Annotated in this window: 24 protein-coding genes and 4 pseudogenes; 17 read left to right on the forward strand and 11 right to left on the reverse strand. The window is 69.2% G+C overall.

Features of this window, described 5'->3' with window-relative positions; translation table 11 throughout:
* Positions 1-26: 26 nt before the first annotated feature.
* Positions 27-818, reverse strand: a complete 792-nt coding sequence (locus OG520_RS00565; RefSeq protein WP_329865608.1) for a cyclase family protein — start codon at positions 816-818, stop codon at positions 27-29.
* Positions 819-960: 142 nt separating this feature from the next.
* Between OG520_RS00565 and OG520_RS00570 the strand changes: the two genes are divergently transcribed.
* Entirely contained in the window at positions 961-1569 is a 609-nt protein-coding gene (locus OG520_RS00570; RefSeq protein ID WP_406011740.1) for a TetR/AcrR family transcriptional regulator, read from the forward strand.
* Between the two features lie 446 nt (positions 1570-2015).
* Entirely contained in the window at positions 2016-2276 is a 261-nt protein-coding gene (locus tag OG520_RS00575) for a helicase associated domain-containing protein (RefSeq protein ID WP_406011741.1), read from the forward strand.
* Positions 2277-2278: 2 nt separating this feature from the next.
* On the opposite strand, the pseudogene OG520_RS00580 reads toward OG520_RS00575, so the two are convergent.
* Together OG520_RS00580 and OG520_RS00585 are read right to left on the reverse strand one after the other, a co-directional pair.
* Positions 2279-2437 (reverse strand): annotated as a pseudogene (locus OG520_RS00580) (transposase); the annotation flags it as partial.
* Between the two features lie 20 nt (positions 2438-2457).
* On the reverse strand, positions 2458-3336 hold the full coding sequence (locus tag OG520_RS00585) for a putative RNA methyltransferase (RefSeq protein WP_406011742.1): 879 nt from the start codon (positions 3334-3336) through the stop codon (positions 2458-2460).
* A 192-nt stretch (positions 3337-3528) separates the two neighbouring features.
* Here OG520_RS00585 and OG520_RS00590 point away from each other — a divergent pair.
* Positions 3529-3962: pseudogene (locus OG520_RS00590) on the forward strand (transposase); the annotation flags it as partial.
* A gap of 59 nt (positions 3963-4021) precedes the next feature.
* Here OG520_RS00590 and OG520_RS00595 read toward each other — a convergent pair.
* Complete coding sequence (locus OG520_RS00595; protein ID WP_406011743.1) at positions 4022-5353, reverse strand: FG-GAP repeat domain-containing protein; 1332 nt, start codon at positions 5351-5353, stop codon at positions 4022-4024.
* A gap of 120 nt (positions 5354-5473) precedes the next feature.
* Between OG520_RS00595 and OG520_RS00600 the strand changes: the two genes are divergently transcribed.
* The 5 genes from OG520_RS00600 to OG520_RS00620 all read left to right on the forward strand — a co-directional run bounded on the left by OG520_RS00600 (position 5474) and on the right by OG520_RS00620 (position 8726).
* Complete coding sequence (locus OG520_RS00600; RefSeq protein WP_406011744.1) at positions 5474-5848, forward strand: hypothetical protein; 375 nt, start codon at positions 5474-5476, stop codon at positions 5846-5848.
* Positions 5849-5886: 38 nt separating this feature from the next.
* Positions 5887-6195 carry a transposase gene (locus tag OG520_RS00605; RefSeq protein WP_329196993.1) on the forward strand — a complete coding sequence of 103 codons (309 nt, stop codon included), beginning with the start codon at positions 5887-5889 and terminating at the stop codon, positions 6193-6195.
* Positions 6192-7112 (forward strand): IS3 family transposase, encoded by a 921-nt coding sequence (locus OG520_RS00610; protein ID WP_331747561.1) that lies wholly within the window; start codon positions 6192-6194, stop codon positions 7110-7112. The genes OG520_RS00605 and OG520_RS00610 overlap by 4 nt, the downstream gene beginning before the upstream one ends.
* A 70-nt stretch (positions 7113-7182) precedes the next feature.
* Positions 7183-8112 (forward strand): helicase associated domain-containing protein, encoded by a 930-nt coding sequence (locus tag OG520_RS00615; protein ID WP_406011745.1) that lies wholly within the window; start codon positions 7183-7185, stop codon positions 8110-8112.
* 260 nt (positions 8113-8372) lie between these two features.
* Positions 8373-8726, forward strand: coding sequence for a hypothetical protein (locus tag OG520_RS00620; RefSeq protein WP_406011746.1), 354 nt, complete (start codon positions 8373-8375; stop codon positions 8724-8726).
* Between the two features lie 51 nt (positions 8727-8777).
* Here OG520_RS00620 and OG520_RS00625 read toward each other — a convergent pair whose 3' ends face one another.
* Positions 8778-9776 (reverse strand): GlxA family transcriptional regulator, encoded by a 999-nt coding sequence (locus OG520_RS00625; RefSeq protein WP_406011747.1) that lies wholly within the window; start codon positions 9774-9776, stop codon positions 8778-8780.
* 196 nt (positions 9777-9972) lie between these two features.
* Between OG520_RS00625 and OG520_RS00630 the strand changes: the two genes are divergently transcribed.
* Positions 9973-10998 carry an NADP-dependent oxidoreductase gene (locus OG520_RS00630; RefSeq protein WP_406011748.1) on the forward strand — a complete coding sequence of 342 codons (1026 nt, stop codon included), beginning with the start codon at positions 9973-9975 and terminating at the stop codon, positions 10996-10998.
* A gap of 103 nt (positions 10999-11101) precedes the next feature.
* Positions 11102-11821: pseudogene (locus OG520_RS00635) on the forward strand (TniB family NTP-binding protein); the annotation flags it as partial.
* A gap of 281 nt (positions 11822-12102) precedes the next feature.
* Here OG520_RS00635 and OG520_RS00640 read toward each other — a convergent pair.
* Complete coding sequence (locus OG520_RS00640) at positions 12103-12393, reverse strand: hypothetical protein (RefSeq protein WP_406011749.1); 291 nt, start codon at positions 12391-12393, stop codon at positions 12103-12105.
* Positions 12394-12450: 57 nt separating this feature from the next.
* Entirely contained in the window at positions 12451-13416 is a 966-nt protein-coding gene (locus tag OG520_RS00645; protein WP_406011750.1) for an AAA family ATPase, read from the reverse strand.
* A 204-nt stretch (positions 13417-13620) separates the two neighbouring features.
* Here OG520_RS00645 and OG520_RS00650 point away from each other — a divergent pair, with 204 nt between their 5' ends.
* Positions 13621-13830, forward strand: a complete 210-nt coding sequence (locus tag OG520_RS00650; protein WP_406011751.1) for a hypothetical protein — start codon at positions 13621-13623, stop codon at positions 13828-13830.
* A 434-nt stretch (positions 13831-14264) separates the two neighbouring features.
* Here OG520_RS00650 and OG520_RS00655 read toward each other — a convergent pair whose 3' ends face one another.
* The 3 genes from OG520_RS00655 to OG520_RS00665 are packed head-to-tail and all read right to left on the reverse strand — an operon-like array spanning position 14265 to position 17348.
* A complete protein-coding gene (locus OG520_RS00655; RefSeq protein ID WP_406011752.1) occupies positions 14265-15380 on the reverse strand; it encodes a hypothetical protein in 1116 nt (371 codons plus the stop codon).
* Positions 15377-16576, reverse strand: coding sequence for a CynX/NimT family MFS transporter (locus OG520_RS00660; RefSeq protein WP_406011753.1), 1200 nt, complete (start codon positions 16574-16576; stop codon positions 15377-15379). Before OG520_RS00660 ends, OG520_RS00655 begins: the two co-directional genes overlap by 4 nt.
* A gap of 46 nt (positions 16577-16622) precedes the next feature.
* The gene (locus OG520_RS00665) at positions 16623-17348 is read right to left on the reverse strand and encodes a FadR/GntR family transcriptional regulator (RefSeq protein ID WP_406011754.1); all 726 of its coding nucleotides are present in this window, start codon (positions 17346-17348) and stop codon (positions 16623-16625) included.
* A 439-nt stretch (positions 17349-17787) separates the two neighbouring features.
* Between OG520_RS00665 and OG520_RS00670 the strand changes: the two genes are divergently transcribed.
* From OG520_RS00670 to OG520_RS00695, 6 genes and pseudogenes are all read left to right on the forward strand, one after another.
* Positions 17788-18309 (forward strand): BTAD domain-containing putative transcriptional regulator, encoded by a 522-nt coding sequence (locus OG520_RS00670; protein WP_406011755.1) that lies wholly within the window; start codon positions 17788-17790, stop codon positions 18307-18309.
* 209 nt (positions 18310-18518) lie between these two features.
* Entirely contained in the window at positions 18519-18992 is a 474-nt protein-coding gene (locus tag OG520_RS00675) for a hypothetical protein (protein WP_406011756.1), read from the forward strand.
* A 571-nt stretch (positions 18993-19563) separates the two neighbouring features.
* Positions 19564-20247: a DoxX family protein gene (locus tag OG520_RS00680; RefSeq protein ID WP_406016383.1), complete on the forward strand. Its 684-nt coding sequence runs from the start codon at positions 19564-19566 to the stop codon at positions 20245-20247.
* Between the two features lie 102 nt (positions 20248-20349).
* Complete coding sequence (locus OG520_RS00685; RefSeq protein ID WP_406011757.1) at positions 20350-21411, forward strand: GNAT family N-acetyltransferase; 1062 nt, start codon at positions 20350-20352, stop codon at positions 21409-21411.
* A gap of 35 nt (positions 21412-21446) precedes the next feature.
* On the forward strand, positions 21447-22169 hold the full coding sequence (locus tag OG520_RS00690; protein ID WP_406011758.1) for a GNAT family N-acetyltransferase: 723 nt from the start codon (positions 21447-21449) through the stop codon (positions 22167-22169).
* 706 nt (positions 22170-22875) lie between these two features.
* A pseudogene (locus tag OG520_RS00695) lies at positions 22876-22947 on the forward strand (integrase); the annotation flags it as partial.
* A gap of 307 nt (positions 22948-23254) precedes the next feature.
* On the opposite strand, the gene OG520_RS00700 reads toward OG520_RS00695, so the two are convergent.
* Complete coding sequence (locus tag OG520_RS00700; protein WP_406011759.1) at positions 23255-25558, reverse strand: M28 family peptidase; 2304 nt, start codon at positions 25556-25558, stop codon at positions 23255-23257.
* Between the last annotated feature and the right edge of the window lie 61 nt (positions 25559-25619).

Here is a 25619-nt window from a genome sequence, read left to right on the forward strand (position 1 = left end):
AGGGGTCGGTCTGCGGGGATCGGGGGTCAGACGAAGGCCACGACGCGGGCGGGGGCGGCGCTCGCGCGGGCGATCTTGATCGGGAAGAATGCCACCCGGAACCCCGACGGGGGCAGTGCGGCGAGGTTCGTCAGCTGCTGGACGATGAAGACCTCCCGCTCGCGGCCGGCCCGGTGGCCATCCCACAGCACGGAGTTGTCGCCGCTGTCGCGGAACTTGCGCGCCATCACGGGGAAGCTCAGGTCCCAGCCCGCGGCGTCGGTGCCCAGGACCTTGGCCCCGAGGTCGGCCAGGAGCAGCGTCGACTCGCGGCTCATGCCCGGGTAGCGGAAGAACTCAGGGTCGGACAGCCCGTAGCGCTCCTGGCCGGTGCGCAGCAGGACCGCTCCGCCGGCCGGGACCGGGGCGCCGTTGTCGGCGAGGGCGGACTCCAGCGCCTCGACTGTGATCGGGGCGTCCGGTTCGCACCGGTCGCGCAGGTCCAGCACGAGCGCCTCGCACCACAGCTCGTCCAGGGCGATGTCGGTGATGGTGCGGGCGGGCCTGCCTTCGCAGGTCGAGCCGTAGTGCAGCGGGGCGTCGACGTGGGTGCCGAGGTGGGAGTTGAAGTCGGTGAGCAGTTCCGCGCCCCAGCCCTCGCCGTCGGGCAGGTCCTCGACGCTGCAGTGCATGGCGGCGGCGAACTGCTCTCGGCCCTCGCCGGTCGGGTGCGCGTAGGCCACGGCCGGCGCGATCACCGGGGCGAGCGGGCGCAGCTGCTCGGGGAGCCGCTCGCGGTCGGCGGGGTCCAGCGTCCTGGTGAGGTCGATCAGTTCCATGACGAAACCTTCCTTAGTTATTGGACGCTCAGCATAGAACTGGACAGATAACATAGGCAAGAGCTCGCCGGCCCCGGCGCCGCCCGGCCGGCGTGACAGAATCGGCCGTGTCAGGCCGCCGCAACGTTGGGAAGGACACCGCGTGGGTGCGACCCGCAAGCAGGAGATCTCCGCCGAGACCCAGCGCCGGCTGGTGGCCGCCGCGTGGGAACTCGCCGCCGAGGGCGGGTCCGCCGCGGCGTCCGTCCAGGCCGTGGCGGAGCGCTCCGGCATCAGCCGGGGCTCCGTGGCCTGGCACTTCGGCTCGAAGGACGGGCTGCTGAAGGCGGTGATCGAGGAAGCGTTCCGATGGGGCACGGACTTCATGCGCGAACGCCTGGCCGTCGCCGGGCCGGACGCCGGAATCGAGGCCCTGATCGAGGCGAACTTCGCCCTGATGTCCCGGCCCGAGGCGCACATCTTCTCGACACTCCTGATCGAGGCGGTGAGCCGCGAGTCGGCCCTGCGCACGACGTACGCCGAGGAGTACGCCAAGATCCGCGGCCTGTACGCCGACCACCTGCGCTCGACCGGTGCGCACGTCACCGACCCGGAGGCCGTCGCGGCGGCGCTGCTCGGCGGCACCCTGGGAATCAACATCCAGCACCGCCTGGACCCGGCCCTGGACCGCCGACGGGCTGTGACCGCGATGACGGGCATCTACACCGACGCGCTGTCCGGAACCAGACCTGACACCCCGTCCGGCACCTGACCCACACCTGCCTCCGGGACGCGCCGGGCGAGGTCGGGGACCAGGCCCGCGCGGCGAGCGCCCGAGGCTCCAGGCGCAACCGCGCGGCGGCATGGGCGTCTCGCCCCCGGATACCGGTACGGCCGGGGCCTCGACCGCCGCCGTGTCAGCCCGGCCCGGCTTCGGCCGGCCCCAGCGGCGACGCCGCCGTAGTGCACACCCCTGGTCGGCCAGGACCTTGCCCGCGGAGCATGGCCGGTGACCACCTGCCAGGGCTGGCAGCACTTCGCCACCACGCCTTCCCCGGTACCCCCGCACGCGCGCGAACGTCCCGAGCATGTTCACGCCCCCTTGTCCACCGAACTTTGGTGGCGCCTGCAGCGGCGACGAAGCTGCAAACAGGGCCGCAAGAGGCAGCTTGACGCGTTCGCGGTGCGCACTTCCAGATCCCAGGCCGCGCGCGGCCGGTGAAACGGACGCAGGACGATAGGTGGGCCCTCAACCTGGCAGCCGCACGGCAGTTCCACGCTCGTGAGGGGCATCTTCGGATGCCCCGGAAGCACGTTGAGGAGCTGGAGGCGGTGGAGGTCCCGACAGGCCGTCAGGACGGTGCTGGCGGGCCCGTGGTGGTCAAGCTCGGCACATGGCTGGACAACGTGCGTAAACGGGCGGACAGGCTCAGTGTGGAACGGCGGGCCGAACTCGGCGCCCTCGGCATGCGCTGGTAGCCGTTGTGCCTCACTGTCTGCCAAGGGCCGACCGCCTCGCGGGGCAGATCTCTCCATGGGAGCCCGGTGCGGTACCGGTAGATGATCCCGTCGATGGTGCGACGGTGGTCGGCGAACGGGCGCCCTGACTTCCCGGCGTTGCGGGGAAGACAGGGCGCCAGGCGTGCTCACTGCTCGTCGGTCAGCAGGCGCAGGCGCCCACTCGTGGTCGCCGGGGCTGGTAGGCGGTGGCCAGCACAGAGACAGTGACCTGGTCGGGCAGGAGGCCGTCATCGCTCAGGTCTGCACGGTTCACGTGGCGTGCGCTCGGTGTCATCCCCACCAAGTCCAGGGCCTCCAGTCCGACCAGGGCCATGGGGTACTCCACCTGTTCGGTGACAGTGACTGTGAAGTAGGGGTCCAGCGCCCGGTGCAGGCGCTGTTCCTTGGCAGGGTCGATGGTGACCATTGCAGGCACTCGGCCGCGCAGCTCGACCAGGTGTCGATCGGTAGGACGGACCACGATCAGCCGGCCGGCCGGGCGGAGTACCCGGTGAAACTCGGCTGGATTGCGCGGGGCGAACACGTCCAACACCACGTCGGCCACCTCGTCGGCGAGAGGAAATGGGCGAAAGACATCCCAGGTCGCCGCAGCGGCTCGTTCATGGGCTCGGGCTGCCGAGCGCAGCGCGCGCGCCGACGTGTCCATGCCCAGACCTCGGGCGCCGGGCAGATGGTCGAGAACGCCGGCCAGGTAGTAGCCCGTGCCGCACCCGATGTCCACCACGGTGCCCCGCTCAGGCACGGCGTCGGCCGCCAGGCGGGTCACGGCCTGGAGGATGGGCGCGTACCCGCCGGTGGCCAGAAAGCGGTCCCGAGCCTGGACCATAGCCACGTCGTCGCCGCTGGTAGCGCGGGTACCCGTCAAGAGGCTGGCGTAGCCGTGGCGGGCGATATCGAAGGTGTGGCCCGTCAGACAGCGCAGTGCGCCACGGTCGGAATACAGGCGGCGCGTGTGGCACGTCGGGCAGCGCAGCAGGTCTAGGAACAGTCCGAGGGCGGGGGGAAGCAACATGGGCACGAGGCACTCCTGACAAGGCTGAAGGGAAGAGACCGTGCCTGGACGCGCGCACAGAACGTCACTGCCTCAGGAAGGAACGGGCAGTGCCAGGAAGGTGGTTCGCGTAGCAGGCACGCCTAGGAGGGCGATGCCGTCCGACATCGCCCTCAGCGCCTTCCGATCACAGGAAGCAGCAGTGCGGGGTGCTCATGAATGCCACGCCATGAGTTTACGAGCCTCGACGAAGCCCTTCATGCCCGCCGGAGTCAAGGCCCTTGGATTGTTCCGGACGGGCTGTGGGAAATCGCGAAGCCGTTGATCCCGCCGTCGAGGGTGTTTCCACAGGACGGCGGGACGCAGGACACGCCTGATGAGACCCTGTTCGCGGCGATCGTCTACGTGCTGGTGAGCGGGTGTGCCTGGCGGGCTCTGCCATCCTGTTTCGGGGTGTCGAAGTCCAGCGCCCACCGGCGCTTCGTCATCTGGTCCCGAGCCGGTGTCTGGGGCCGACTGCACGAGGCGGTACTCGACCGCATCGACGAGTGCGGCCTGCTCGACCTGACCCGCGTGGTCCTCGACTCCGCCCACGTACGGGCCAAAAAAGGGACGAACTCACAGGCCCCAGCCCCGTGGACCGGGGTAAACCGCTAATGCTCTACGGTCTGGTAGCCCCGTAGCCCGTGCCGGGCGCCGGCGGCCGGCAGGTTCAGTGGCCGAAGCCGGAGCCAAAGCTGTCCCCCGGCGCTGGCTTCAGTCCCAGATCCGCGGGACCGATGAGCATCGGCCTGGATGTGCTGATGCCGGAAGGGCCGCCTCGCAGAATCCGGACCTTGTTGTCGGCCCCGCTCGTGTGCGACGTGCTGACCGCCAGTTCGGCCGCGCCGTCGCCATTCAGATCCTGGATCGCCAGCCGGGGCCACACCGGGAGGCCGGAAATGCTCTTCGCGTTCCTGCCCGTCAGGCCCTTCGGTCCGCCGCGCAGCACCAGGGTCACCGTCTTGTCGCCCTTGAGCGGGGCGCTGAACGCGACGTCGGCGTAACCGTCGCCGTTCACGTCACCCGTCGTCGGCGCGTATCCGAAGTTGCAGTAGGAGGAGACCGGCTTGCCGGGCAGTCCCGGTGTCTTCTCGTTGATCTTCGTGGGTTTCAGGCTGGTGCTCCGCCCGCTCTTTCCGCCGTACGCGACCATCAGCCGACTGCCGCCCTCGGGCGTGGCTTCGTCGCCGATGATCTCGCAGGTGAGGCTGACGATCACATCGGCGAAGCCGTCCTTGTTCACGTCGGACGTGAGGGTGGTCGAGCCGTACATGTCCTTGCCTCGCTCGTCCTTGAGGCGCGGGCCCTTCTTCAGTACGCCGTTGGCCGCTCCGCGGTACACGAGGGTGGCGCGGGGGGTCGGGATCTCGTCCGCGAACACGTGCGACCAGGTGACCACCAGATCGTCCTTGCCGTCGCCGTTCACGTCGCCGACGCCGGTGGGCCGGGGGGTGTAGTACGACGGCTTGTCGGGGGTGAGGTCGAGCGTCTTCGTGCGGGCGGGCTTGCCCGTCCGGGTGAACGGGCCGAACCGGACCGTCGCCTTGGGGTCCGCACTTCGGCTCGTCACGAGGTCGGCGTGGCCATCGCCGTCGAAGTCACCGGCGACCGGCGTGGCGCCGCTGAGCTTTGCTGCTCCGGAGAGCTTCTTCTTTCCACCCCAGACCACGAAGACCGTGCTGCCGCCGGTCTGCGTGATGAGGTCGCTGCGGCCGTCGCCGTCGAGGTCGGCCGAGATGGCACCGCTGCCGAGGCGGCCGCCGGCGCCCGCTTTGCCGAGGCCGAGGCTGTCCTGGGTGATCACCTGGTGGCGCCGGGTGTCGGGTCCGGCAGTCGAGCCGTGCACCACTGCCGCGTAGCCGGCGGCGTACTTGCCATTGACCGTGGCCGAGGTGTCGGTGATGACGAGATCTTCCTTCCCGTCGCCGTCGAAGTCGGCATGAGCTCCGGCGGTGTCGGGGTCGGCCGCGGGCCGCTTCGTGGCTGCGGCGGTCTGCGTCATGCTCGGGGGGACGGTGGAATCGGGGACGGCCGCGGGGGCCCCGCAGGCGGCTACCGCGGTCAGGGCCAGGGTGGAGACAAGTCGTTTCCGCATGAGGAGTTGGACCGGGGCTGACCCCGAATGGTTGTGCGGGCGGCCAGGCGGGGGCCGTACGACGGTACCCACGCCGGTACGGGGCAAGGCCAGCCTGCCGTCGGGCCGTTCGAGGACCGGCGCGGGCCACAGACCCTCGGCTCCCGGTTCCGCCGCCACCCCCTCTTCCGCAGCCGGCGGTCCCGCCGCCACTGCCTGGCACGACACACCGACGACCAGGACCAGGAGCACGACGGCGAGGACGTCCTGGAGGACGGAGACGGGGCGGTGGTGCTGAGCAGGGCGGCAGCCGGGGTTCTGCTGTTCCGTGAGGAACGCGCCCCGGCCGTGCCCGCCCAGTTCGTGCGGCTGCGGGTCATCGACCCGGAAGGTGAGGTTCCCCCGAGATGCGGGGATGGGTGACAGAGGGTCAGATGGGTCTCATGAGAGGAGCCCAGACGATGCCTGCCCCGAGAAAATACCCGCTGGAGTTGCGTGAGCGTGCGGTGCAGATGTACCGGACTGCCGAGCCGAAGCCTGTGATCCGTCGTATGGCCGAGGAGCTCGGCGTGCACCACGAGGCCCTGCGTAACTGGATCCGCCAGGCCGAGGCCGACGCCGGCGAGCGGGGCGACCTGCTCACCACCGCCGAGCGTGAGGAACTTGCCGCCCTGCGCAAGGAGAACGCCCAGCTCAAGCGGGCGAACGAGGTCCTGCGGACGGCCTCGGCTTTTTTCGCGGCCCAGCTCGACCCGACCCGGCCCAGGTGACCGCGCTCCTCGACGCGCACCCGCATCTGGGGGTCGAGCCCGTACTCCGGGAACTTTCCATCCCCTCCTCCACCTACTACCGGTGGCGCCAGGCCGAGACCGAGCCGTGCGAACGAAGCCGCCGGGACGCCGAGCTGACCAGCAGGATCCGCCAGGTCCACGCCGAGTCCGGCGGGATCTACGGCTCACCCCGCGTGCACGCCGTCCTCAGGCGTGAGGGCGTCCACGTCGGCAGAAAGCGCGTCGAGCGGCTCATGCGCCAGGCCGGCCTGGCCGGGATTAGCCCCCGCCGGGGCAAGGGCTTCACCCGGCGCGACCCGGACGCCGATCTCGCCCCTGACCTGGTCGGGCGCGACTTCACCGCGAACGGGCCGAACCGGCTGTGGGTCACCGACCTGACCATGATCCCCACCGGGGAGGGGCCGCTGTGGCTGTCCGCGATCCGCGACGCGTTCTCCCGCCGGGTGGTCGCCTGGGAGACCTCCGCCCGCGCGGACGCCGACCTGGTCCTCACCTCGCTGGAATACGCCCTGGCCAACCGCGAAGTCGCCCCCGGCGAGCTCATCCACCACGCCGACCACGGCTGTCAATACACGTCCGTGAAGCTCACGACACGCCTGGTCAGGGCCGGTATCCAGGCGTCCATGGGCTCGGTCGGCGACTCGTTCGACAATGCCCTGGCGGAGAACCTGTGGATGGTCATCAAGACCGAGTGCATCCGCGGCCGCGTCTTCGCCACCAGGGCCGAAGCGAACCTCGCGCTCTTCGAGTACATCGACGGCTTCTACAACCCCCGCCGCATCCAGAAACGGCTGGGCTACCTCAGCCCGATCGAGTACGAGGAGAAGCACTACGCCAACCAGGCAGCAGCCGAACAAGTGAACCTGAAACCACGTCAACCCGCCCTGACCAGCTAGTCAGCCACTCCCGCACAGCGGGGGAACCTCAAGGGGCGTACTGGCGGCGCGGGATCGAGGCGGCCGGACGGTGGCTGCGCGAGACCGAGAACACCGTGCTGCGGGTGCCGTACACGGCCGTCACACCGGAGGGCTGGGGCGGGGTCGGCGGTATCCGCTCGGGCAGTGGATCGCCGACCAGCGCCGCGCCTACACGGCCGGAACACTGGAGGCCGGGCGGGTCGCCGAGCTCGAAAAGCTCGGGATGGTGTGGTCGGAGCAGGACGCGGCCTGGGCGGACGGAGTCGCCGTCGCCCGCGAGTATGCCGCCGCTCACGGGCACTTCCTCCCGCCGACCACCGCGGTGTGGGACGGGCATCCGATCGGGGTGTGGGCGAAGAACGCCCGGGCGTCGGCCCGGAGGGCGCGGGAGAACGAGGAGCTCCGCGCGGCCGGCCGCCCAGTGCCTACTGCGGCCGGGGCGATGACCGAGGCGCGGCGGGATGAGCTGGACGCGATCGATCCGGGGTGGTGCCCGGTCTGGGACACCGGGTGGCAGCGGTGCTTGCGCCTGGTCCAGAACCACGTCCAGGCCGGCGGAACCCTCCCGGAGGTTGCGGGCGGCGTCGTGGTCCAGGGCGAAGACCTCGGACGCTGGGTCTCGGCGCAGCGGTTCGGGTGGGAACAGCTCCTGCCCGTACAGCAATGGATCCTGGAAAACACCCTCAACATCACACCGGCCGAGAAAGGCGAGCGGCCGGTGAAGCGGACGCAGGACACCATGTGGGCCCTCAACCTCACGGCGGCACGGCAGTACCACGCCCGTGAAGGACATCTGCGGGTGCCCCGGAAGCATGCTGAGCAGGTAGAGGTGAAGGACGGCCTGGAAGGCGGTCGGGACGGCGCTGATGGGGCCGTGGTGGTCAAGCTCGGCACCTGGCTCGACAACGTCCGCAAACGCGCCGCGAAACTCCCCGAACAACGCCGCGCGGACCTCGATGCGCTCGGGATGCGCTGGTAGGCCAGCAGTCGGAACCGCATCGGATCCGAAAGGTCGTACGCGAACGGCCTGCCAGGAATACGGCACAGGCCCGGCCCTCCGGCAGACCGAAGGACCGGGCCATACTCAGCACAATCAACTGCCCAGCGCGAAGGTGCCAGCGCCAGGCGCGCCCTCGTTGTCCCCAGCCGGTGCGAAGACCCCGCTACCGGGCCCGCCCTCGTTGTCCCCAGCCGGTGCGACACCCCCGCTACCAGGCCCGCCGTTGTCGTCTCCGGCCGGTGCGAAGCCCCCGCTACCAGGCGCGCCCGCGTCGTCCCCAGCCGGTACGAAGGTCCCGCTACCAGGCGAACCGCACCGCGGTCCGCAAGGGCAAGCACGGCGGCCGGCCCCCAGTAATCACCGACGACATGCTGCACACCGTTCTGCGCCGCCGCGCGGGCGGCGAGACGGTAGAGCAGATCCAGCCCGACCTGATCATCCCCACCGGCCGCCGCAAGGGCCAGAGTCCCAGCCTCTCCAGCATCTACCGAGCCCTTGCTGAGCACGAGAAACGGAAGGCGTATCCGGATGCCGTCACAGCAGCACACGCCGACTTCGCCGCTCTCCAGCAGCACGACCGCAGCCCCACATAATCACTCAGCGCTACACGCCACCTGACGGTAGCTATACGAGAAAAGGGCAGACTATAGGAGAACAGGGCCCCCATCGCCCGCGGCCGGACCCGGGGCACGAAAAGTACGCCGGTACGCCGACGGGGCGACCCCCGCCTCCGCCGCCAGGTGCCGCCGCAGCGAGGTGGCGGTGGCGAAGCCGACCTTGTGGGCGACCCGTTCCACCGGCAGGTCGCTGGACTCCAGCAGGTGCCGCGCCCGCCGCAGCCGCTGCTGGGTCAGCCAGCGGCCGGGACTCAGACCGGTCTCCTCCTGGAAGCGCCGGGCGAAGGTACGGGTGCTCATCGCCGCGTGCGCGGCCAGCTCGTCCAGCGACAACGGCAGTTCCAGCCGCTGCAGCGCCCAGTCGCGAGTCGGCCCGGTGCCGGTTCCGCTCGCTGGCGGCAGCGGCCGCTCGATGTACTGCGCCTGCCCGCCGTCTCGGTACGGCGGCACGACGCAGTATCGGGCGACCTGGTTGGCCACCTCGCTGCCGTGGTCCTGGCGCACCAGGTGCAGGCAGACGTCGACACCGCTCGCCGCCCCCGCTGAGGTCAGCACGTCACCGTGGTCGACGAAGAGCACGCCGGAGTCAAGCTCGACCCGGGGGAACAGTTCCCGGAAATGGTCGGTGAGTGCCCAGTGGGTGGTAGCCCGGCGCCCATCCAGGAGACCGGCGGCGGCTAGCAGGAAGGCGCCGGTGCAGATGGACACCAGACGGGTACCGGGGCGGACGCGGGACAGGGCGTCGAGGGCCTGTGAGTCCGCGGCGGCGGCCGAGGCCTGGGTGATCGCGTACGGAGGGATAATCACGGTGTCCGCCTCGACCAGCACTTCGGGACCGTGTCCGGGGGTGACGGTCAGGTCCGAGTCGGTACGCACGGGCTGCCCGTCCACGCTCGCGGACAACACCTCGTAGCGGCCATTGGCGGAGCCCAGGACCCGGTGAGGTATGCCAAGTTCGAAGGGATAGACCCCGTCGAGAACAAGGACGACCACCTTGTGGGCGCCGGGCCGCGGTTCCGGGCGCATCAGGCGATTCAATTCGGCCGCACGACAGGCGAGGTCACTGGCCCGGGAGGGCGCGGCGGAGGCGGGGCGGACACTGGGAGTACTGCAGCCGCCGGGAGCACGGCGGGCGGCAGGGTAGATGGGCATGGCAAGAATGTATCGAAGGCTGACCTTCTTGCCATCGCCCCGGGCCGGACCGTAGGGCCAGGATCGAGGCATGACTTCGACGGAGACACTTGAGAACCTCAACTCCCCGGACCCGGCGGCCGCCACAAACTCCTCTAATCCTGCTGCCCCGGATGGCGCCCCCTTGATGCTCGCCCTGCACCAGACGGCCCTCGGCGGCCCCGAGGTCCTGCAGCTGACCGAGGTTCCGCGCCCGGCGCCCGGGCCCGGGCAGATCCTCGTCGCCGTGCACGCGGCCGGACTCAACCCCACGGACTTCAAGCACCGCGCTCTGAGTATTTTCCTGCCGCCCCCGCCGCTGACCCTGGGTTGGGACGTCTCCGGCACCGTGGTGGAGACCGGCTTCGGCGTCACCCTCTTCCGGCCCGGTGACGAGGTGTTCGGCATGCTGCCCTACCCGCACGGGGCCGGCTCCCACGCCGAGTACGTGACCGGCCCCGCCCGCGCCTTCGCCGCCAAGCCCGTCGGTATAGACCACGTCCAGGCTGCCGCTCTGCCGCTGGCCGCGCTCACCGCCTGGCAGGCCCTCGTTGAGACCGCGGGCCTCCGGGCTGGGCAGCGGGTCCTGATCCACGCTGCGGCCGGCGGTGTCGGTCATCTCGCCATACAGATCGCCAAGGAGCGCGGCGCGCACGTCACCGGGACGGCGAGCGCCCCCAAGCATGACTTTCTGCGCGAGCTCGGCGCGGATGTCTGCATCGACCACCGCTCTGAGGACTTCACCAACACCGAAGAGCGCTACGACGTCGTCCTTGACGCCCTGGGCGGCGAGGCCGCCACCCGTTCCGTGAGCGTGCTCCGCCCCGGCGGTGTCCTGGTCTCCCTCCTGCCAGGCGACAAGGACACCCAGGCAGCAGCGGAGAAGGCACAGGTCCGCGCCGTCACCCTGCTCGTTGAGCACGACCAGGCCGGAATGCGCGCCATAGCCGAGCTCGTCGACCGGGGAAGTCTCCGCGCCTACGTCTCCGGCACCTTCCCCCTCGCCGAAGGTGCCCAGGCCCACGTTCTGGGAGAGACGGGCCGCACCACAGGCAAGCTGGTTATCACCGTGCGCTGAGGCGGGATAGCTCGGGGGTCGTCCCGGGCCGCGGCACAGGACGGGGGTCGTCCCGAGTCGACCGTGGGCCTTCGGCCGATCGCGGCTTCACACCCGGTGGGAAACACCGCTGCTCCACGTGGGGCGCGCCTGCCACCTCGCCCACATTCAAGGGGACCCGCCACCGGCCACTGGCGTGCATGCACCGGTGCCGGTCGCCTACGTCCTGGTCCCGCCCACAGCGACCGCGAAAGCCCTCGCCACGGAGTTCGCCAGGTATCTCGGCATTCCCGTCACCAGCCGGATGACGCAGGCCCAGATCACCGATGCCGTCTGCCACACCTACAACCAGGCCGGGGTGCGGCTGGTCCTCATCGACGAGATCCACCGGCTCAACCCCCGCACCACGACCGGCACGGAGACCGCTGACCTGTTGAAAGACCTCACCGAACGCATCAGGGCGACGTTCGTGTACGCAGGAATTGACATCACCAGCACAGCGTTGTTCAGCGGGGTACGCGGGGCGCAACTCGCCGGGCGGGCCTCCCTCGTGGAATGCGGGGCGTTCCCGGCACGGCTCGGGAAACACGAACCGTTCCGTGAACTGATCGCGGGGGTCGAGGCAGCACTCGATCTGCGTGCGCACCGGGCAGGGACACTTGCCCGCCACGCCTCATACCTCCGCCAGCGGACCGCAGGCCGGATCGGGAGCCTCACCCGGCTGATCCGCCAAGCCGCGATCACCAGCATTCTCGACGGCACTGAACGCATCACCAAAACATCTCTGGAAGCCATCCGTCTGGACCACCTCGCCGAAACCAACGACACCACCCGAGGCCACTAACCCAACCCCTCTGACCAGGCAGAACGCCCCTGACCAGCAAAAACACGGACGTGCCATTAGACGCGGACACCCATCTGTGACAACGCCAGGCATTCTCACCGAAGTTGACACCACACCAGGCCAGACCACCTGATCCATCATCTGAAAACACCCCGGACGGTTCTCACCCAACCTTCAGCACCCCAGCCCAGCCCCGCACCCACACCCCAACCCACACCAGGGCTCAATAGCGGTGGACCGCGGAGGCGTTGCCGTGCCAGTACGCCAGCAGCGCCCGGAGTTCAGGGGTGATCTCGAACCGGCCGGAACGGCGCGTTCCTGGGGTGATGGTGGCCTCGGGGGGCGGTGGTGGCATCGGCCAGCCACCGCCATACGGTGCGGTCGGAGACGTTCAGGCACTGCGCCGTGGTGCGGACGTGCGCACGGGTGAGACGGCGCTCGGCGCGCAGCGCGAGCAGATGCCGTACGGCTGGGGCGCGCAGGGCGGTCAACGACACCGCGTCCAGGGCGGGCCCGGCCTCGTCGGGCGCGGACGCCGGGGTGGGGGTGGTGTGGGAGGGCGTGGTGTCCATCGTGGTCCTTCCCGCGCGTGCGGAGCTGCCCGGCGTGGAGGCGGGCAGAGGTATGGGTCAGGGGCAGGGGCGCGGGCCAAGGCGGGCACAGGCCTGGGCCAAAAGGGCGGCATCGACCGTGTGCTCGGGGTGACGGTCCAGGGCGGCATACGCGTGCGAGGTGATCTTCGCCCAGGTACGGAAGTTGCCGTGTGCGCGTGTCTCGTCCGTATGCAGCAGCTCGGTGTGGGTCGCGGTGTCCCACAAGGGGTGGAACAGACGCAGCACGCCGGGGACCTGCGTGGGATCCAGGCGTGGAACGTGCTGCCAGGTCAGCACGCGTGAGGCCAGCGCGGGAGCCCGGGCGAGGGTGCGCTCGGCGCCCGCTCCGCACAGCACGAGCGAAGTCTGGGTCGTAGGCGCGTCCAGCAGCAGGTGGAGATAGTCCAGCTCAGGCGCGGCGATGCGCTGGACATCGTCGATGACCAGCACGCTCGGGGCTTGGAACGCTTCGAACAGCGCGCGGTCCGCCGCGTCCGTGCGGTTCGTCAAAGCGGTGGCGGGCAAACCGAACGCGGTGAGCAGCGCGGCCCGTAGCTGCGGCAGCGCCGGTTTCACCGCCACCAGCGCGCGGTGCACCGGGATACGGTGCGGCAACAGGCGCAGCGCCTGATGGACCGCGACCGTCTTGCCATGTCCGGTATCCCCGTACACGCACACGGCCCCGTGCGCGGCGATGGTGTGCGCGAGCGCTTCGGTGACCGCGCCGAGTTGCTTGGGCGACACGACGTGCGCGCCCGGTACGTACAAGCGCACGCCGTCGGTGAACGGCGAGGTGCCTGCCGCATCGGAGCTGTCGGTGTCGTCCTGCAGTGCGGGTTCGACGGTCGCCTGGCCGGCCTCGTCGATGGTGCCCGGCAACGCCAACTCGGCCAACGCCCGGTCATACCCCCGCGGGTCCAGGCGTGCGTACGAGGGCCGGGAAACCTCCAGCACCCGGCCCGCACGGTACTCACGGCGCACCGCATCATGCAGTGTCGTCAACGACGGGAGCCTGTCCCGTCCCAGGACAGCAAGCACCTCATCGGCGTGCTCGCCCATCCACCGGTGCAGGGCCTTCACGTTCCCGGCCAGCTCCCCGAGCCGGGCCCACAACGCATCATCAAGAGCGAACCCTGCACGCCGCGGAGCGGGTTCTGCCCGGCCCGACTCCTTCGCGGCCGCGAGCCAGCGCCACACCGTACGGACATGCACTCCCGTCGTCTGGGCAGCGATACGGACGTGCACCGTCTGCAGCGTCCCGGTCTCGTCCAGCGAGAGCAGAGCCGCACGATCGCCTGCCGGGCCAGCGCCCGGTCCCGGGAAGGCGAGGACAGCGACATCGCCCGGGAAGCGGCAGACGACAACCCCGCCCCCTCCCCCGGGTCCGGGGTGGCGGTAGCGGGTGACGAGGGTTGAGCAGTCATACCCACCAGCACATCCCCGCGCCCGGACGCCGTGCACAGGAACAGGCATCCCCACGTCAACCACCCACCTGGTGTGCTATAAGCAACTCTCAACACATGAAAGCCAGTTCCTCACCCGATGACAGCCACGAACCCCAGTCATCAGTCCCCAAAGAAACAGCTCAGACCGCTCGACCACCGGAACTCAACGGCTGACACCCAACCCACTGACACCACCCCACCCACCCACACTGATACCCAGCTGTCTTATGGACTCAGCGCGCACCATCTGAAGCCGGATAATACCTTCGGAAACGGTGCATAAATTACGCGACAGGGTGGGCTATTGAAGCACTCCGTGCTTCCACTATCTGGGCCACTCCGTGGCCCAGATAGTTCAGCCTCGGTAGCCATGCACAATTTCTTGGGGCTACCGCAGAGGGTTAGTTAATACCGTGTGTATCTGGCAGGTAGCACCATTCGGGGATTGGAATCGAGGAGCACATCGACGGGACCGAACCATGCGGCCAGTTCGCGGATTTCGGGATCTTCGAGAAGGCGGAGGCGGCCGTCTTCAATAAAGGGTGTGCCGTCAATGGTGATGGTCGGCTTGTCGAACTGGCAGTCGCAGTGGGCGTGTCCTGGCCCGCTACGGTCAGGCTCCCCCTCCTCGGTCAGGGCGTCCAGGCCAAGGTAGAACGCACCGGCGTGCTTCTCCCGTTCGAACTGGGTGCCACCGCTTGAGCGCACTTTCGGGTTGAGTCCGATCAGGGCGTGCCGCAGGTAGTAGCCCCTTGGTGAATAGTGACGTAGCTCGGTGGCGGCAGTCGCGCCCTCGATCGCTGTTACCACGTTGTTGGTGAGTTCGATCGTGGTGGGCTCGGCCGGTGTGCCGGTGACCGTGGACTCCTCGATGACCAGCAGCCCGTCGGTGCGGTTGGGGTAGAAGTTGACGCCACCGTAAGGGAAGGGCCGCCACATTCCAGCGATGAGAGGAGCGTGATGGCCACTGGTGGCGAAGTCACGGAAGGTCACATCGGTGCCTGCAGCGGTGGTTACCCGGATCTCGCTGGCTGCGGCGAGTTGTGCGGTCGCCTTAGCTTCCAAGGCGAAATACAGCTCCAGCGGGAAGCGGGCACCGGTGGCCAGAGCCGATGCGGTCGCGGTCTGGTGCAGTGAGAGGAACCGGGCCTTGCGCTTGGCAACCTCGTCGAAGAACAAGCGGTCGCTGTGCACCTCACCCCACCATGTGCAGGAGAGCACCACATCAGCCTCGGCGTGGATGGCCGACAGCATTGGTGATGGCCGCTCGGAGTCCCAGCCACCCGCGCTGAACGGGGGAACGGCCAGAACGTGCACCTCGGCGTTGCGATAGGCGGCTGCTGCCGCCAGTGCCTGCACCACCACAGGGTCCACCGAGTTCTCCGTCAGGATCAGCACCTGTTCGCCGGCGGCAACGGCGGTGTACTCCATGACGTTATAGGCGCCGGGCATGAGTTCGGTGATGGACAGCGGTGCTGCCATGGGAGTGTCCAAGTAACTGAAGCAGGTCGTTCCGTTCATGCGGATCGAATCCTTTCCGGTGCCAGCTGGGCGGTCGTTGATTGCGGGAGGCGGACTGCGCGACCAGCTCCAAGGCCGAAGAGGCCCTGAACGAGGGTCAGCGCAACAAGAAGGCCGAGCGGGACAGTCCACCCACCGGCGAGGTCGTGGGCTGAGCCGAACAGCAGGGGCCCAACGGCGGCTAGGAGGTAGCCGACGCTTTGGGCCATGCCGGACAGCGCGGCGGCCTGGGACGCGTCGGCCGCACGCTGGCCTTGGAACGTCAGCGCCAACACCAGGCAGGCGCCGCCGCCAAGGCCGATCAGTGCACTCCACGCGGTCGCCATCCCGGGGGCCAGGAGCAGCCCCAGGTATCCGGTGGCGCACATCAATGAACCGCTGACGGCCAGCAGCCGTTGGTCAGTGAGTTGTCGGGCGAGTATCGGCACAGTACTGCTGGAGACCAGACCGGTCACCTGGAGCAGGAACAGCTGCCAGCCGGCGGCGCCTTCGGAGGCGCCGTGGTCGTGCACGATGCTGGGCAACCACGCGATCGTGGTGTAAAAACCGAGGGACTGCAGTCCCATGAACGCACTGACCTGCCAGGCCAGTGGGTAACGCCACAGGGTACGCGCCTGCCCCGCTCCGGGGGCGGTGGATGTTACGGGCCGGCGACGGGCCAGTTGCGGTGCCCAGGCCAGGACCCCGAGTAGCGCCAGCACCGCCCAGCAGCCCAACGCGGTATGCCATCCTCCGGGAAGATGGTCAGCCAGGGGCACGGACACCCCGGAGGAGACCGCGGCTATCAACCCCATGACAGTGACGTAGAGCCCGGTGACTGCGGCGATCCGCCGTTCGGGAACAGTGCTCTTGACCAGCGAGGGCAGCAGCACGTTTCCGTAGGCGATCGCTGCTGCCATGACCACGGTGCCGGCGAACAAGGTCACCACGCCTGGTAGCGAGCGCAGCACAATGCCGACCGTCAGCACCAGCAAAGCGATCCACAAGACACGCTCGGTTCCGTGCCGCTGCGCACTCCTGCCCACCAGCGGTGACGTGGCCGCGAAAGCCAGTAGTGGCAAAGCGTTGAGCAGTCCTGCCGCGGTGCTGGACAAGCCGGTGTCGTGTTCGATCATCGGCAGCACCGAGCCGACACCTGTCAGCGGCGCCCGCAGATTCGCCGCAACAAGCAAGATCCCAACCAGGAGCAACCCCACGCGAGGCGCTCCGCCCTGGTGACCGTCGGATTCGACCCCGGGAGCGTCAGCGCCTTTCGGAACAGTCACGCTCATGCACCCCCTCTTGCCCCAGCGCGGCGCGACGGCTGATCCGCACGAGCGTGGAGGCGGCGGAGCGGGCAGTCACCGCATCTCCCGCCGCAATGGCCTCTACGAGGGTGGTGTGCCAGTGGTCGTGTTCGGCGGCGATATCCCTGCCCCAGGTCAGCCCGGCGACCGCTGCGGCCAGCGCGCTCCCCAAGTGCTTGTAGACCTCGGCAAGCAACCCGTTCCCGCCCGCTTCCACCACCGCCAGGTGGAATGAGCCATCGACGTCAGCCAACGCGGTCATCTCACCGGCACAGTTGGTCTCCTGCGACTTGTGCAGCAGCTCCCGCAATCGCTTCACGTCTGCGCTCGTCCGACGCTGCGCGGCCAGCCCCGCAGCATGCTCCTCCAATACCGCGCGCAGCTCGAAGACATCGGACAGATGTGCCGTTGCCGCCCTGCGCACCAGCACTGCCTCCAACTCGCTGGCGACCCGGACGTAGGTGCCGTCTCCGGCACGGGCTTCCAGCAGGCCCAGATGCACCAAAGCACGCAAGGCCTCTCGCACGGTGTTGCGACTGATTCCGAGAATCGCGACCAACTCGTGTTCGGAAGGTACGCGACTACCGACCGGCCAGCGGCCGGAGGCGATCTGCTCCCGTAGTTGATCAGCGGCCTGGGCGGACAGGGTCGCGGCACGGCGCGGCTCTCTCAACCCCTCCATAGAAACCTCCAAATGTTGGACAGCTGCAGATAAACACATGACGCCTCCAATGTGGCAAGGTGACCTATGTCACATCACGCGATGTGTGGTCGACGTACGCCTCTCGGCGCCCAGCCAGGCACACGGGAACGTGCACACGCGGCCGGGGCGGCGGCATCGCCGGCCCCTCGCAGGGGTTGCAGCTGCTTGGCCAGCAGCTCGTCGAGAGCGGCGAGGATGTCGGCCGGACCGGCCTTGAGGGAGCCGCGGATCTGGGTGACGAGATCGTTCGGGAAGCTTCACAGCAGACCGTGCCCCCGTCGCCGGGACGTGAGCCCTGTGACGACCGACGTAGCGGCGGATATCGACCCCCACCATCGTGACGGACTGTGAGTAAAATGATACTTTTGGTTAGCATCCGGCCCTGCTAACCGATGCCGAGGACGATGCCGCGATTGACGTGGCCACAGTGATCGAATTCCGGATGCTGGAGCCTTTCGAGGTGTTGTCGGATGGGCAGCCGGTGCAGTTGGGGCCGCTCAAGCAGCGGGCCGTTCTCGCATACCTCCTGCTGCACGCCGACGAGGTGGTGCCCATCAGTCGGCTCATCGATGCGCCGTGGGAGGACGATCCGCCGATTTCGGCACGGCAGTCGATGCAGAACGCGGTCAGCGGGCTACGGAAGGTCCTGTTCGGGGCAACCGGCGCCGACGGCGCTTCCCTCACTACCAGGCCGCCCGGATACCCCCCTTGCCGTACTGACCTGCATCCTTTCCAGGACCTCCGGACGCGCGGTGACCGGGCGCTGGGCGGCGGCAGGCCGGGCGGGGCGTCCGGCCTGCTGCACAGGGCGCTCGCATTGTGGCGCGGGCCGGCCCTCGCCGATCTACGGGAGGCCGGGCTGCAGTGGCCCGAGCTGCAGCTTCTGGAAGAGTGGCGGCTCGCGACGCTGGAGACATTTTCTCCGCTTACGGCACGCTAGCACATGCGGAGAGAAGTCCTCCGCTTCATTGATGGAAGGTGGATCTCATGCGGGGGCGGACGCCGAACGCAGCAGACGACGGATCCTGGATGCCGCCCGCGATGTGTTCCTGGAGCGGGGCCTGGACGCCCCGCTGGACCTGATCGTGCGCCGGGCGGGTGTGGGGCCCGGCCACGCTCTACCGTCGCTACGCCGACCGCGAGACACTCGTGCGTGATCTCACCGGTGACCTGCTCTCACGCCTTGAGGCCGCGGCCCACCAGGCGGCGCGGGAGGAGGGTGACGCGGTGCGGCGCTTCGTCCACGCGGCAGCCGGCCTCCGGATGGGCGCGGTAATCCCGGTGCTGCTCGAACGGCTCGTTGTCGACCAGGAGTTAATCAAAAGCCGGACCCACACATCGAGGGCGCTCGACCACCTGATCCGCGCGGCGCACGAATCCGGCCGGCTGCGCCCCGAGGTGGGGGCGGGGGACCTGATCCTCCTGTCGATCCGGCTGTCCCACCCCCTGCCCAGTGGTCTCTCCCGGCTCGACGCGGACGGCACGCTGCTGCACCGCCATCTCGACCTTGCCCTCGACGGCCTGACCACGCAGGCCGCACCGGCGCCCGCCCCTGCCCCGGGCGAACCGCTCACCTTCGCCGACCTCGTCGCCGCCGCCGACCGCCCGAACACGACCGACTGAGCCCGTCGGCACGGCCCGGAGCACGAGTGCCTCCCTCACCAGGCGGCCCCTTTCGTTGCGGTGCACCGGGACAGTGCCGAGTGCGCCGACGGGCGGGCGCACCCGGCCACCGCCCGAGGCGCGGCGGGACGAGCTGAGCGCGATCGATCCGGGATGGTGGCCTGCCTGGGACACCGAGTGGCAGCGCTGCTACCGCCTCGTCCAGAACCACGTCAAGGCCAGCGGCACGCTCCCGGAGGCTGCGGGCGACGTCGTCGTCCAGGGCGAGGACCTTGGACGGTGGGTGAACGCGCAGCGGTTCGGGTGGGAGCAGCTTCTGCCTGTACAGCAGTGGATCCTGGAGAACATCCACAAGATCACACCGGCCGAGGAAGACGAGCGGCCGGCGAAGCGGACGCAGGACACCATGTGGGCCCTCAACCTCGCAGCGGCACGGCAGCTCCACACCCGCGAGGGGCACCTACGAGTGCCCCGGAAGCACGTCGAGCGGCTGGATGCAAAGGCCTTCCCGACAAGCCGTCAGGCGGACGCTGGCGACGGTGTGGTGGTCAAGCTCGGCACCTGGCTCCCGATGCTCGCCTCACTGAAAGCTGCTGGGGCTGTCGGGCTCGCCGTCGGACTCCTGGGGTTCCGGGTCATCGGCATCGCCGCCGCGATCGGCCTCGTTCTGTTCTTCGTCGGCGCCATGGCCGCCCACTTCCGTGCCCGTGTTTTCACAATATTGCCTTTCCCGGTGCCTACCTCGCGATGGCCATCGCTTCACTCGGACTCGCCATCACTCAGTGATGACCTTCCTCGTGGCCGGCAGGCCGGCTCTTGCCGCCGTCCGCTGATCGAGCCGGCCTGCGGCCCGTTCGAGCCATGTGCGCGACGAGCGGCATGCACGGTTCCCAGGGAGCCGGAGCCTCACAGTGGGCTCCGGCTGCCCGACCGTGATCGTGGACGCCGAAGGCCGCAAGCCGCTCAGCGTTCAGCACGATCCCAATTCCCGTCACTCTCGCGGCTCGACTTCGGCATGGGGCAGCGTGTCGTACGTCCTGCCACCCCACGGGCACACTCTCGACGGCAGGATCGGTGGTTCCGCGATCCCCAACACCTCGCCCGGAACAATCCAACACAACGCACCCCGCCCCCATGGCCAACCCAACGCGGCATCACCACACAGGGCACAGCTTTAATCAATTTTTTTCGTAGTTTTCAATCGATACGATCGGTCCAGCAGCGGGCGAAGCCTGAACAGACTGGCTGTGGCTGAGGCGATCCCCCACGAGACGCGAGCGCCCTCACCCGCTCTCCTTCAGCCCACCGCCGCAGCAGTCCTGGAATGGGTGCTGTCGGCGCCGAGAAAGGATCCCCCGTGAGTGGGACCGCACATTCCAGCCCCGAACTCCGCGCACTGCGCGATCGAGTGACCGCTCCGTCGTCGATCGCGCTGCCCACGGCCGGTGACGGGCTCACCTGGAGATCTGCCACCGCCGCCGACATCGACCTGATCCTCGACCTGGCGCATGCCGCCGGAAAGATCGACCATCCGCGCTCGCTGGTGACGCGGGATGAGCTGGAAGAGGAGTTCAGGAGCGAGGTCTTCGACCCCGAGCGCGACGCGGTGATCGCCATCGACACCGCCGGGCGGGCCGTCGCCTACGGCTCGGCCACGGCCCGGGCGAGCCAGGAGACGATCGTCTGGGTAGAGCTCGACGGAACGGTGGTTCCGGACCGCCGCCGCGAAGGCATCGGCACAGCGCTGCTGGCATGGCAGGAGGCCCGCGGACTTCAGCATCTCGCGGCGAGCGACGCCGCCCTGCCCGGGTGGCTCGCCTCAAGCGCGCAGGACCACGCCACCCTTGCGATCCGGCTCCTGGAAGCACACGGCTACGAGCGCGCCCGGTGGTGGCTGGAACTGGAACGCGACCTCGCCTCGCCGGTCGCCGAGCAGCCGACCGTCCCAGGAGTGCGGCTTGTGGCCTACAGCGCGGAGTGGGACGAGCGTGCCAGGACCGCGATGAACGACGCCTTCCGCGACCACTGGGGCAGCCAGCCGACCACCGCCGCCGAATGGGCCGCCGGTGACCGCCTGGAAGCATTCCGCCCGGACCTGTCCGTACTCGCCGTCGCCCCCGACACACACGGTGGAGAACGCGTCGTCGGGTTCGTCTTCGTCGACGTGGCGCCGGACGAGTGGCCGCTGCGCGGCGGCCCGTTCGGCTACGTCACAGCCGTCGGCGTACGGCGGGAGGCACGGGGGCAGGGGCTGGCTCGCACACTGCTGGCCCACGTACTGCGGGCGCTGCGGGCCGAGGGGCTCGACCACGCCGTACTCGATGTCGACGCCGAAAGCCCCACCGGCGCCCTCGGTCTGTACCAGAGCCTCGGCTTCACCGTCACCGACCGCGCGGTCAGTCTCGTCAAACCCTTCTGACCTCCCCCGACCACGACAAGCAGAAAGCACCCACCATGTTTCCTTCCGCCATCACCGACTTCTGGCTGACCCCCTCCCCGACGAGTCGGCTCCTCCACGAGGACGATGTCTTCAGTGTCACTGTCGACGCCGCACTCGACGAGGACGAACGACTCACCATTCTCACGACGACCGATGGGAAGACGCGCGTTCTGCTCACCCCGGCGGTCGCCGAGGCAGTGGGCCTGGAAAGCGGGCAGCCGGTCGACAAAGCGGGCTTCCGGCAGCAGCTGGAAAAGTCCGGCATCCCGCTCCACGGGGCCGACAACCTCTTCTACTTCACCGACGAGGCCCGGGAGACGTTGCTCGGCGAACCGGACGCCCCCTCAATCCGCCCGCTCACCGAGGCCGACGCAGACGTGTTCGGACAGTTCGAGGAAGCGGCGTCGGAACAGGATCTCGACGACGCATCCGTCGAGCTGGACCACTGGGCGGTCTACGGGGCGTTCGAAGACGGGCAGTTGGTGTGCGTGGCGAGCATGTACCCGTGGGACGACGCGCCGCTGGCCGACCTCGGCGTGCTGACACTCCCGCCGTACCGGGGCAAGGGCCACGCCCGGCGCCTCGTGCGTGCGATCTCCCGGCACGCCCTCGCACGGAAACACGAACCGCAGTACCGCTGCCAGCTCGACAACCACGCCTCGGTGGCGGCGGCCGCATCAGCCGGCCTGACCCGATTCGGAACCTGGGACATCGTCTCGCCCGACTCCGACGCGTAGACACCGCCCGCCCGTTCCAGGAGTGGACCGGCGCCCGTGAAAGCGAGATCACCAGCAGAACCCGAAAAACTACGGAAGGACCCACACAGAAAGCCTGGCAACAGCACATCTGTGAAATGGAGTGCGGCCCGGTCGGCGGGCCGCACCCCAATGGGACTGCGTTGCAACATCACACCAGCCGAGGAAGACGAGCGGCCGGTGAAACGGACGCAGGGCACCATGTGGGCCCTCAACCTCACGGCGGCACGGCAGCTCCACGTGGGGGTGTCGCAGGATCCAAGGCGAGCTCGCGCGGCTCGGGCATCGGGTCGGAGCCTCCACGGTCTGGGAGATCTTGACTGTTGCCGGAGTAGGCCCTGCTCCCCGTAGAGGTGGGCCGACGTGGCGAGAGTTCCTGACGGCGCAGGCCGACGGCGTCATCGCCTGCGACTTCCTGCACATCGACCTGGTCGATCTTCGCCGGGTCTACGCGCTGGTCTTCCTCGAGCACGGCACGCGCCGCCTGCACATCGCTGGTGTGACCGCGCATCCGACCGCGCAGTGGACGGTCCAGCAAGCCAGCAACCTCGCCGTCGACCTGGGCCTGCGCTTGGAGTCGCTGCACTTCTTGGTCCGCGACCGGGACCGCAAGTACACCGAGTCCTTCGACGCGGTCTTCGCGTCCGAGGGCATCGAAACCCCGAAGACGGCGCCGCGGGCCCCACGGATGAACGCGCACTGCGAAAGGGTCATCGGGACACTCCGGCGCGAGGCCCTCGACCACCTGCTGATCCTGAACGAAGCCCACGCTCGACGCGTGCTCGACGTCTACGCCTTCCGCTACAACGGCCATCGCCCCCCAGGCCTGGGGGGCGACTTCCTCCCCTCGCCCAGGAGCACCGGGCGCCCTCGACCGACCTCACCGACTCCTCCGCACCCGAGTACTGGGCGGCGTCATCAACGAGTACAGATACGCGGCTTGACCAACCCGGCCCCTGCGGCCGGTCCCCGTCCGCAGCGTGCCCCTCCGCCTCTCCCTGAACCGGAGAGTTGCGGCGACCGCTGGAACGGATGGATCTGTGAGACGGGTCTTTCGCACGACGCGATCAGAGCCGGAAGGTCCGTACGACGAAGGTCTGTCCGGCGACCGAGGGCCAGCTCGCCCAGCTCTGGTCCGCGGCCAGGGTGGGCGCACCGACTCCGTCCGGCAGGCCGACGGCGGTGGACACTACGCGCAGTGGCAGGGGGCCCTTGCCGCGGGTGCGGATGACGACGTCGATGCCCTCGGCGGGCGGGGCGGCGTAGCTGAAACTCCAGCCCCAGTTGCCCTCCGGGCGCTTGGGCCCGCCGGTGAGCTTCGCGCCCTCGACCGTGGCGTCGAGGATCTGGTGGGCGCCGGTGCCGGCGTGGACAGCGATGGTATGGGCGTCGGCGGGGGCCTGGATACGGACCCGGACCGTACGTACACCGTCAGCCTCGGTGCTTGAGACGTTCGCGGTACGCGGTGCGTCCAAAGGGGCAGCCTTGGCCACCCCGTTCGCGAGCACGGCATCGTCCAGCGCGGGAACGCGGTCTTCGAAGCGAGCCGGATCACCCGTGAGGAGCTTGCCGACGGCGGGCAGGGAAGTGTCGCCGTCGCTGACCCAGGTGGCCTTGCCCGTGTCGGACTCCAGAACGTAGCCGAGGCTGACCGGCCGGGGTTCATCGGCGCTGTAGCCGTCGAGGGCCGTACCCACGACCAGCGTGCCCGCACCTGCCACAGCCGTCGCGAGCATCCCGACGGTAAGCGCACGACGTGAGGGAAGAGGCTCCAGGAGGCTCAGCAGCACCGCTGCGAGCAGTGCCGCGAGGACCAGCGGCGCGGCGATGAGCGACAGCCCCAGAGCGGGCAGCAGCAGGAGTACGACCGGTAGGACGAGCGCCACAACCGGCAGGGCCGTCACCGCTCCGGCCACCACCCGCCAAGGGGAGTCCGACCGTGTGAACCGCAGCGTCACAGCGAGAACCGCCAGTCCGATCAGCGCCGGCCAGGTGAAGAGGTAGGCGCCCCCGGGCAGCAGCACCGCGCAGACCACGGCGAGCATCGCGAACCAACCGAGCGCACCCGCCACGATGTCCAGCGGCGACGCCTTGCGACGGGCCCAGCGGTACCAGGCGACAAGCAGCACCAGGAGCAGCAACCCTCCGCCCCACGCGTACCGGCCGAGGTGATGGACGCTGCCCTCACTGAGCGCGAAGTCCGGCCGGGCCACGCTCAGCGCCGACCACCCGGCCAGCCCGATGACCGCCGCACCGATCAGCGTGAGGGGGAAGGTCAGGGCGGCCCGTCCGGCACCGCGGGGAGACAGACCTCGGCTCCGGCCGAACCACAGCAGCAGCGGCACGCCCAGGAGGGCCGTCAAGGCGAGCGGCAGGGCCAGCCATGCCGGGTAGGACACGACCGTGCCGAACAGGGAGAAGTACGTGGCGTCCGGACCGCTCTGCGAGAGGTCCGTACCGCCGAGCTGGCGGACCGCTCCGAGGGCCGCGTCCCCCATGTCCTGCACGCTCGCGGCATCGAGCCGGGAGATGCTGTCGTGGCCGGTGTGGTAATGCGCGGAGCCGTCCATGAAGGCGAAATTGAGACCGCGCATCCCGGCCTCGTCGAAGACCGTCAGGTCGGTGTCGTTGGGCAGCCGGTCGTAGATCGCGGCGGAGAACGACGTGGTGACCGCACCGGAAGCCTTCACGGCGGAGGTCAGACCGGTGCCCGCCATCTGGAACATCATGACGGGCCCGGACGTGCCCCGGCCCTCCATGTTCACCACGACGGTCTGCCGGGGAGCAGCGGCCCGGTACGTACTGGCCTCCGCGTCGACGAAACCTCGCGAGCCGAGCAGTCCGTGCTCCTCGCCGTCGGTGAAAAGGATCTCGACGTCGTTGCGGAGCTGCACTCCGGCCTTGAGGACGCGGGCGATTTCGAGAATCGCGGCGACGTTGGAGCCGTCGTCGCCGGCGCCCGGGGCGATCGGCACGGAGTCGTAGTGGGCGACGAGGAGGACCCGGCCGGTGGGCTTCTTGCCGGGGATCGTGGCGTGGACGTTGGAGACGGAACCGACGATGGCCGGGCTGTCTGCGTCGGAGGGGGCGACCCGGGTCTGGACCTCGGGCCTCAGACCCAGCTTCCGCAGCTCACCGACGAGATACTCCTGTACGTCCGCCTGCGCGGCCGAACCCGCCGGGTGTGGGACGTTCGCGATGTGGTCGAGCTGGGCGACCGCACGGGCCGCCGAGAAGTCACCAGTGGGGGCGGAGGCCGGCCGGGGCTCAGATATGCGCAGCGGCAGCAAGGCCGCGATGCCGGTGAGGAGCAGCAACAGGAAGGCGGCCAGGGCCGGCACTCGTCTGCGCATCGTGGTCGGAACCTGCACGGATATACCTCATAGCGGGAGTGGGTGGGACAGCGGGCCGGTACGTGCCGGGGCCGCCGCC

It is taken from the genome of Streptomyces sp. NBC_00984 (assembly GCF_045162475.1).
GTDB lineage: Bacteria > Actinomycetota > Actinomycetes > Streptomycetales > Streptomycetaceae > Streptomyces.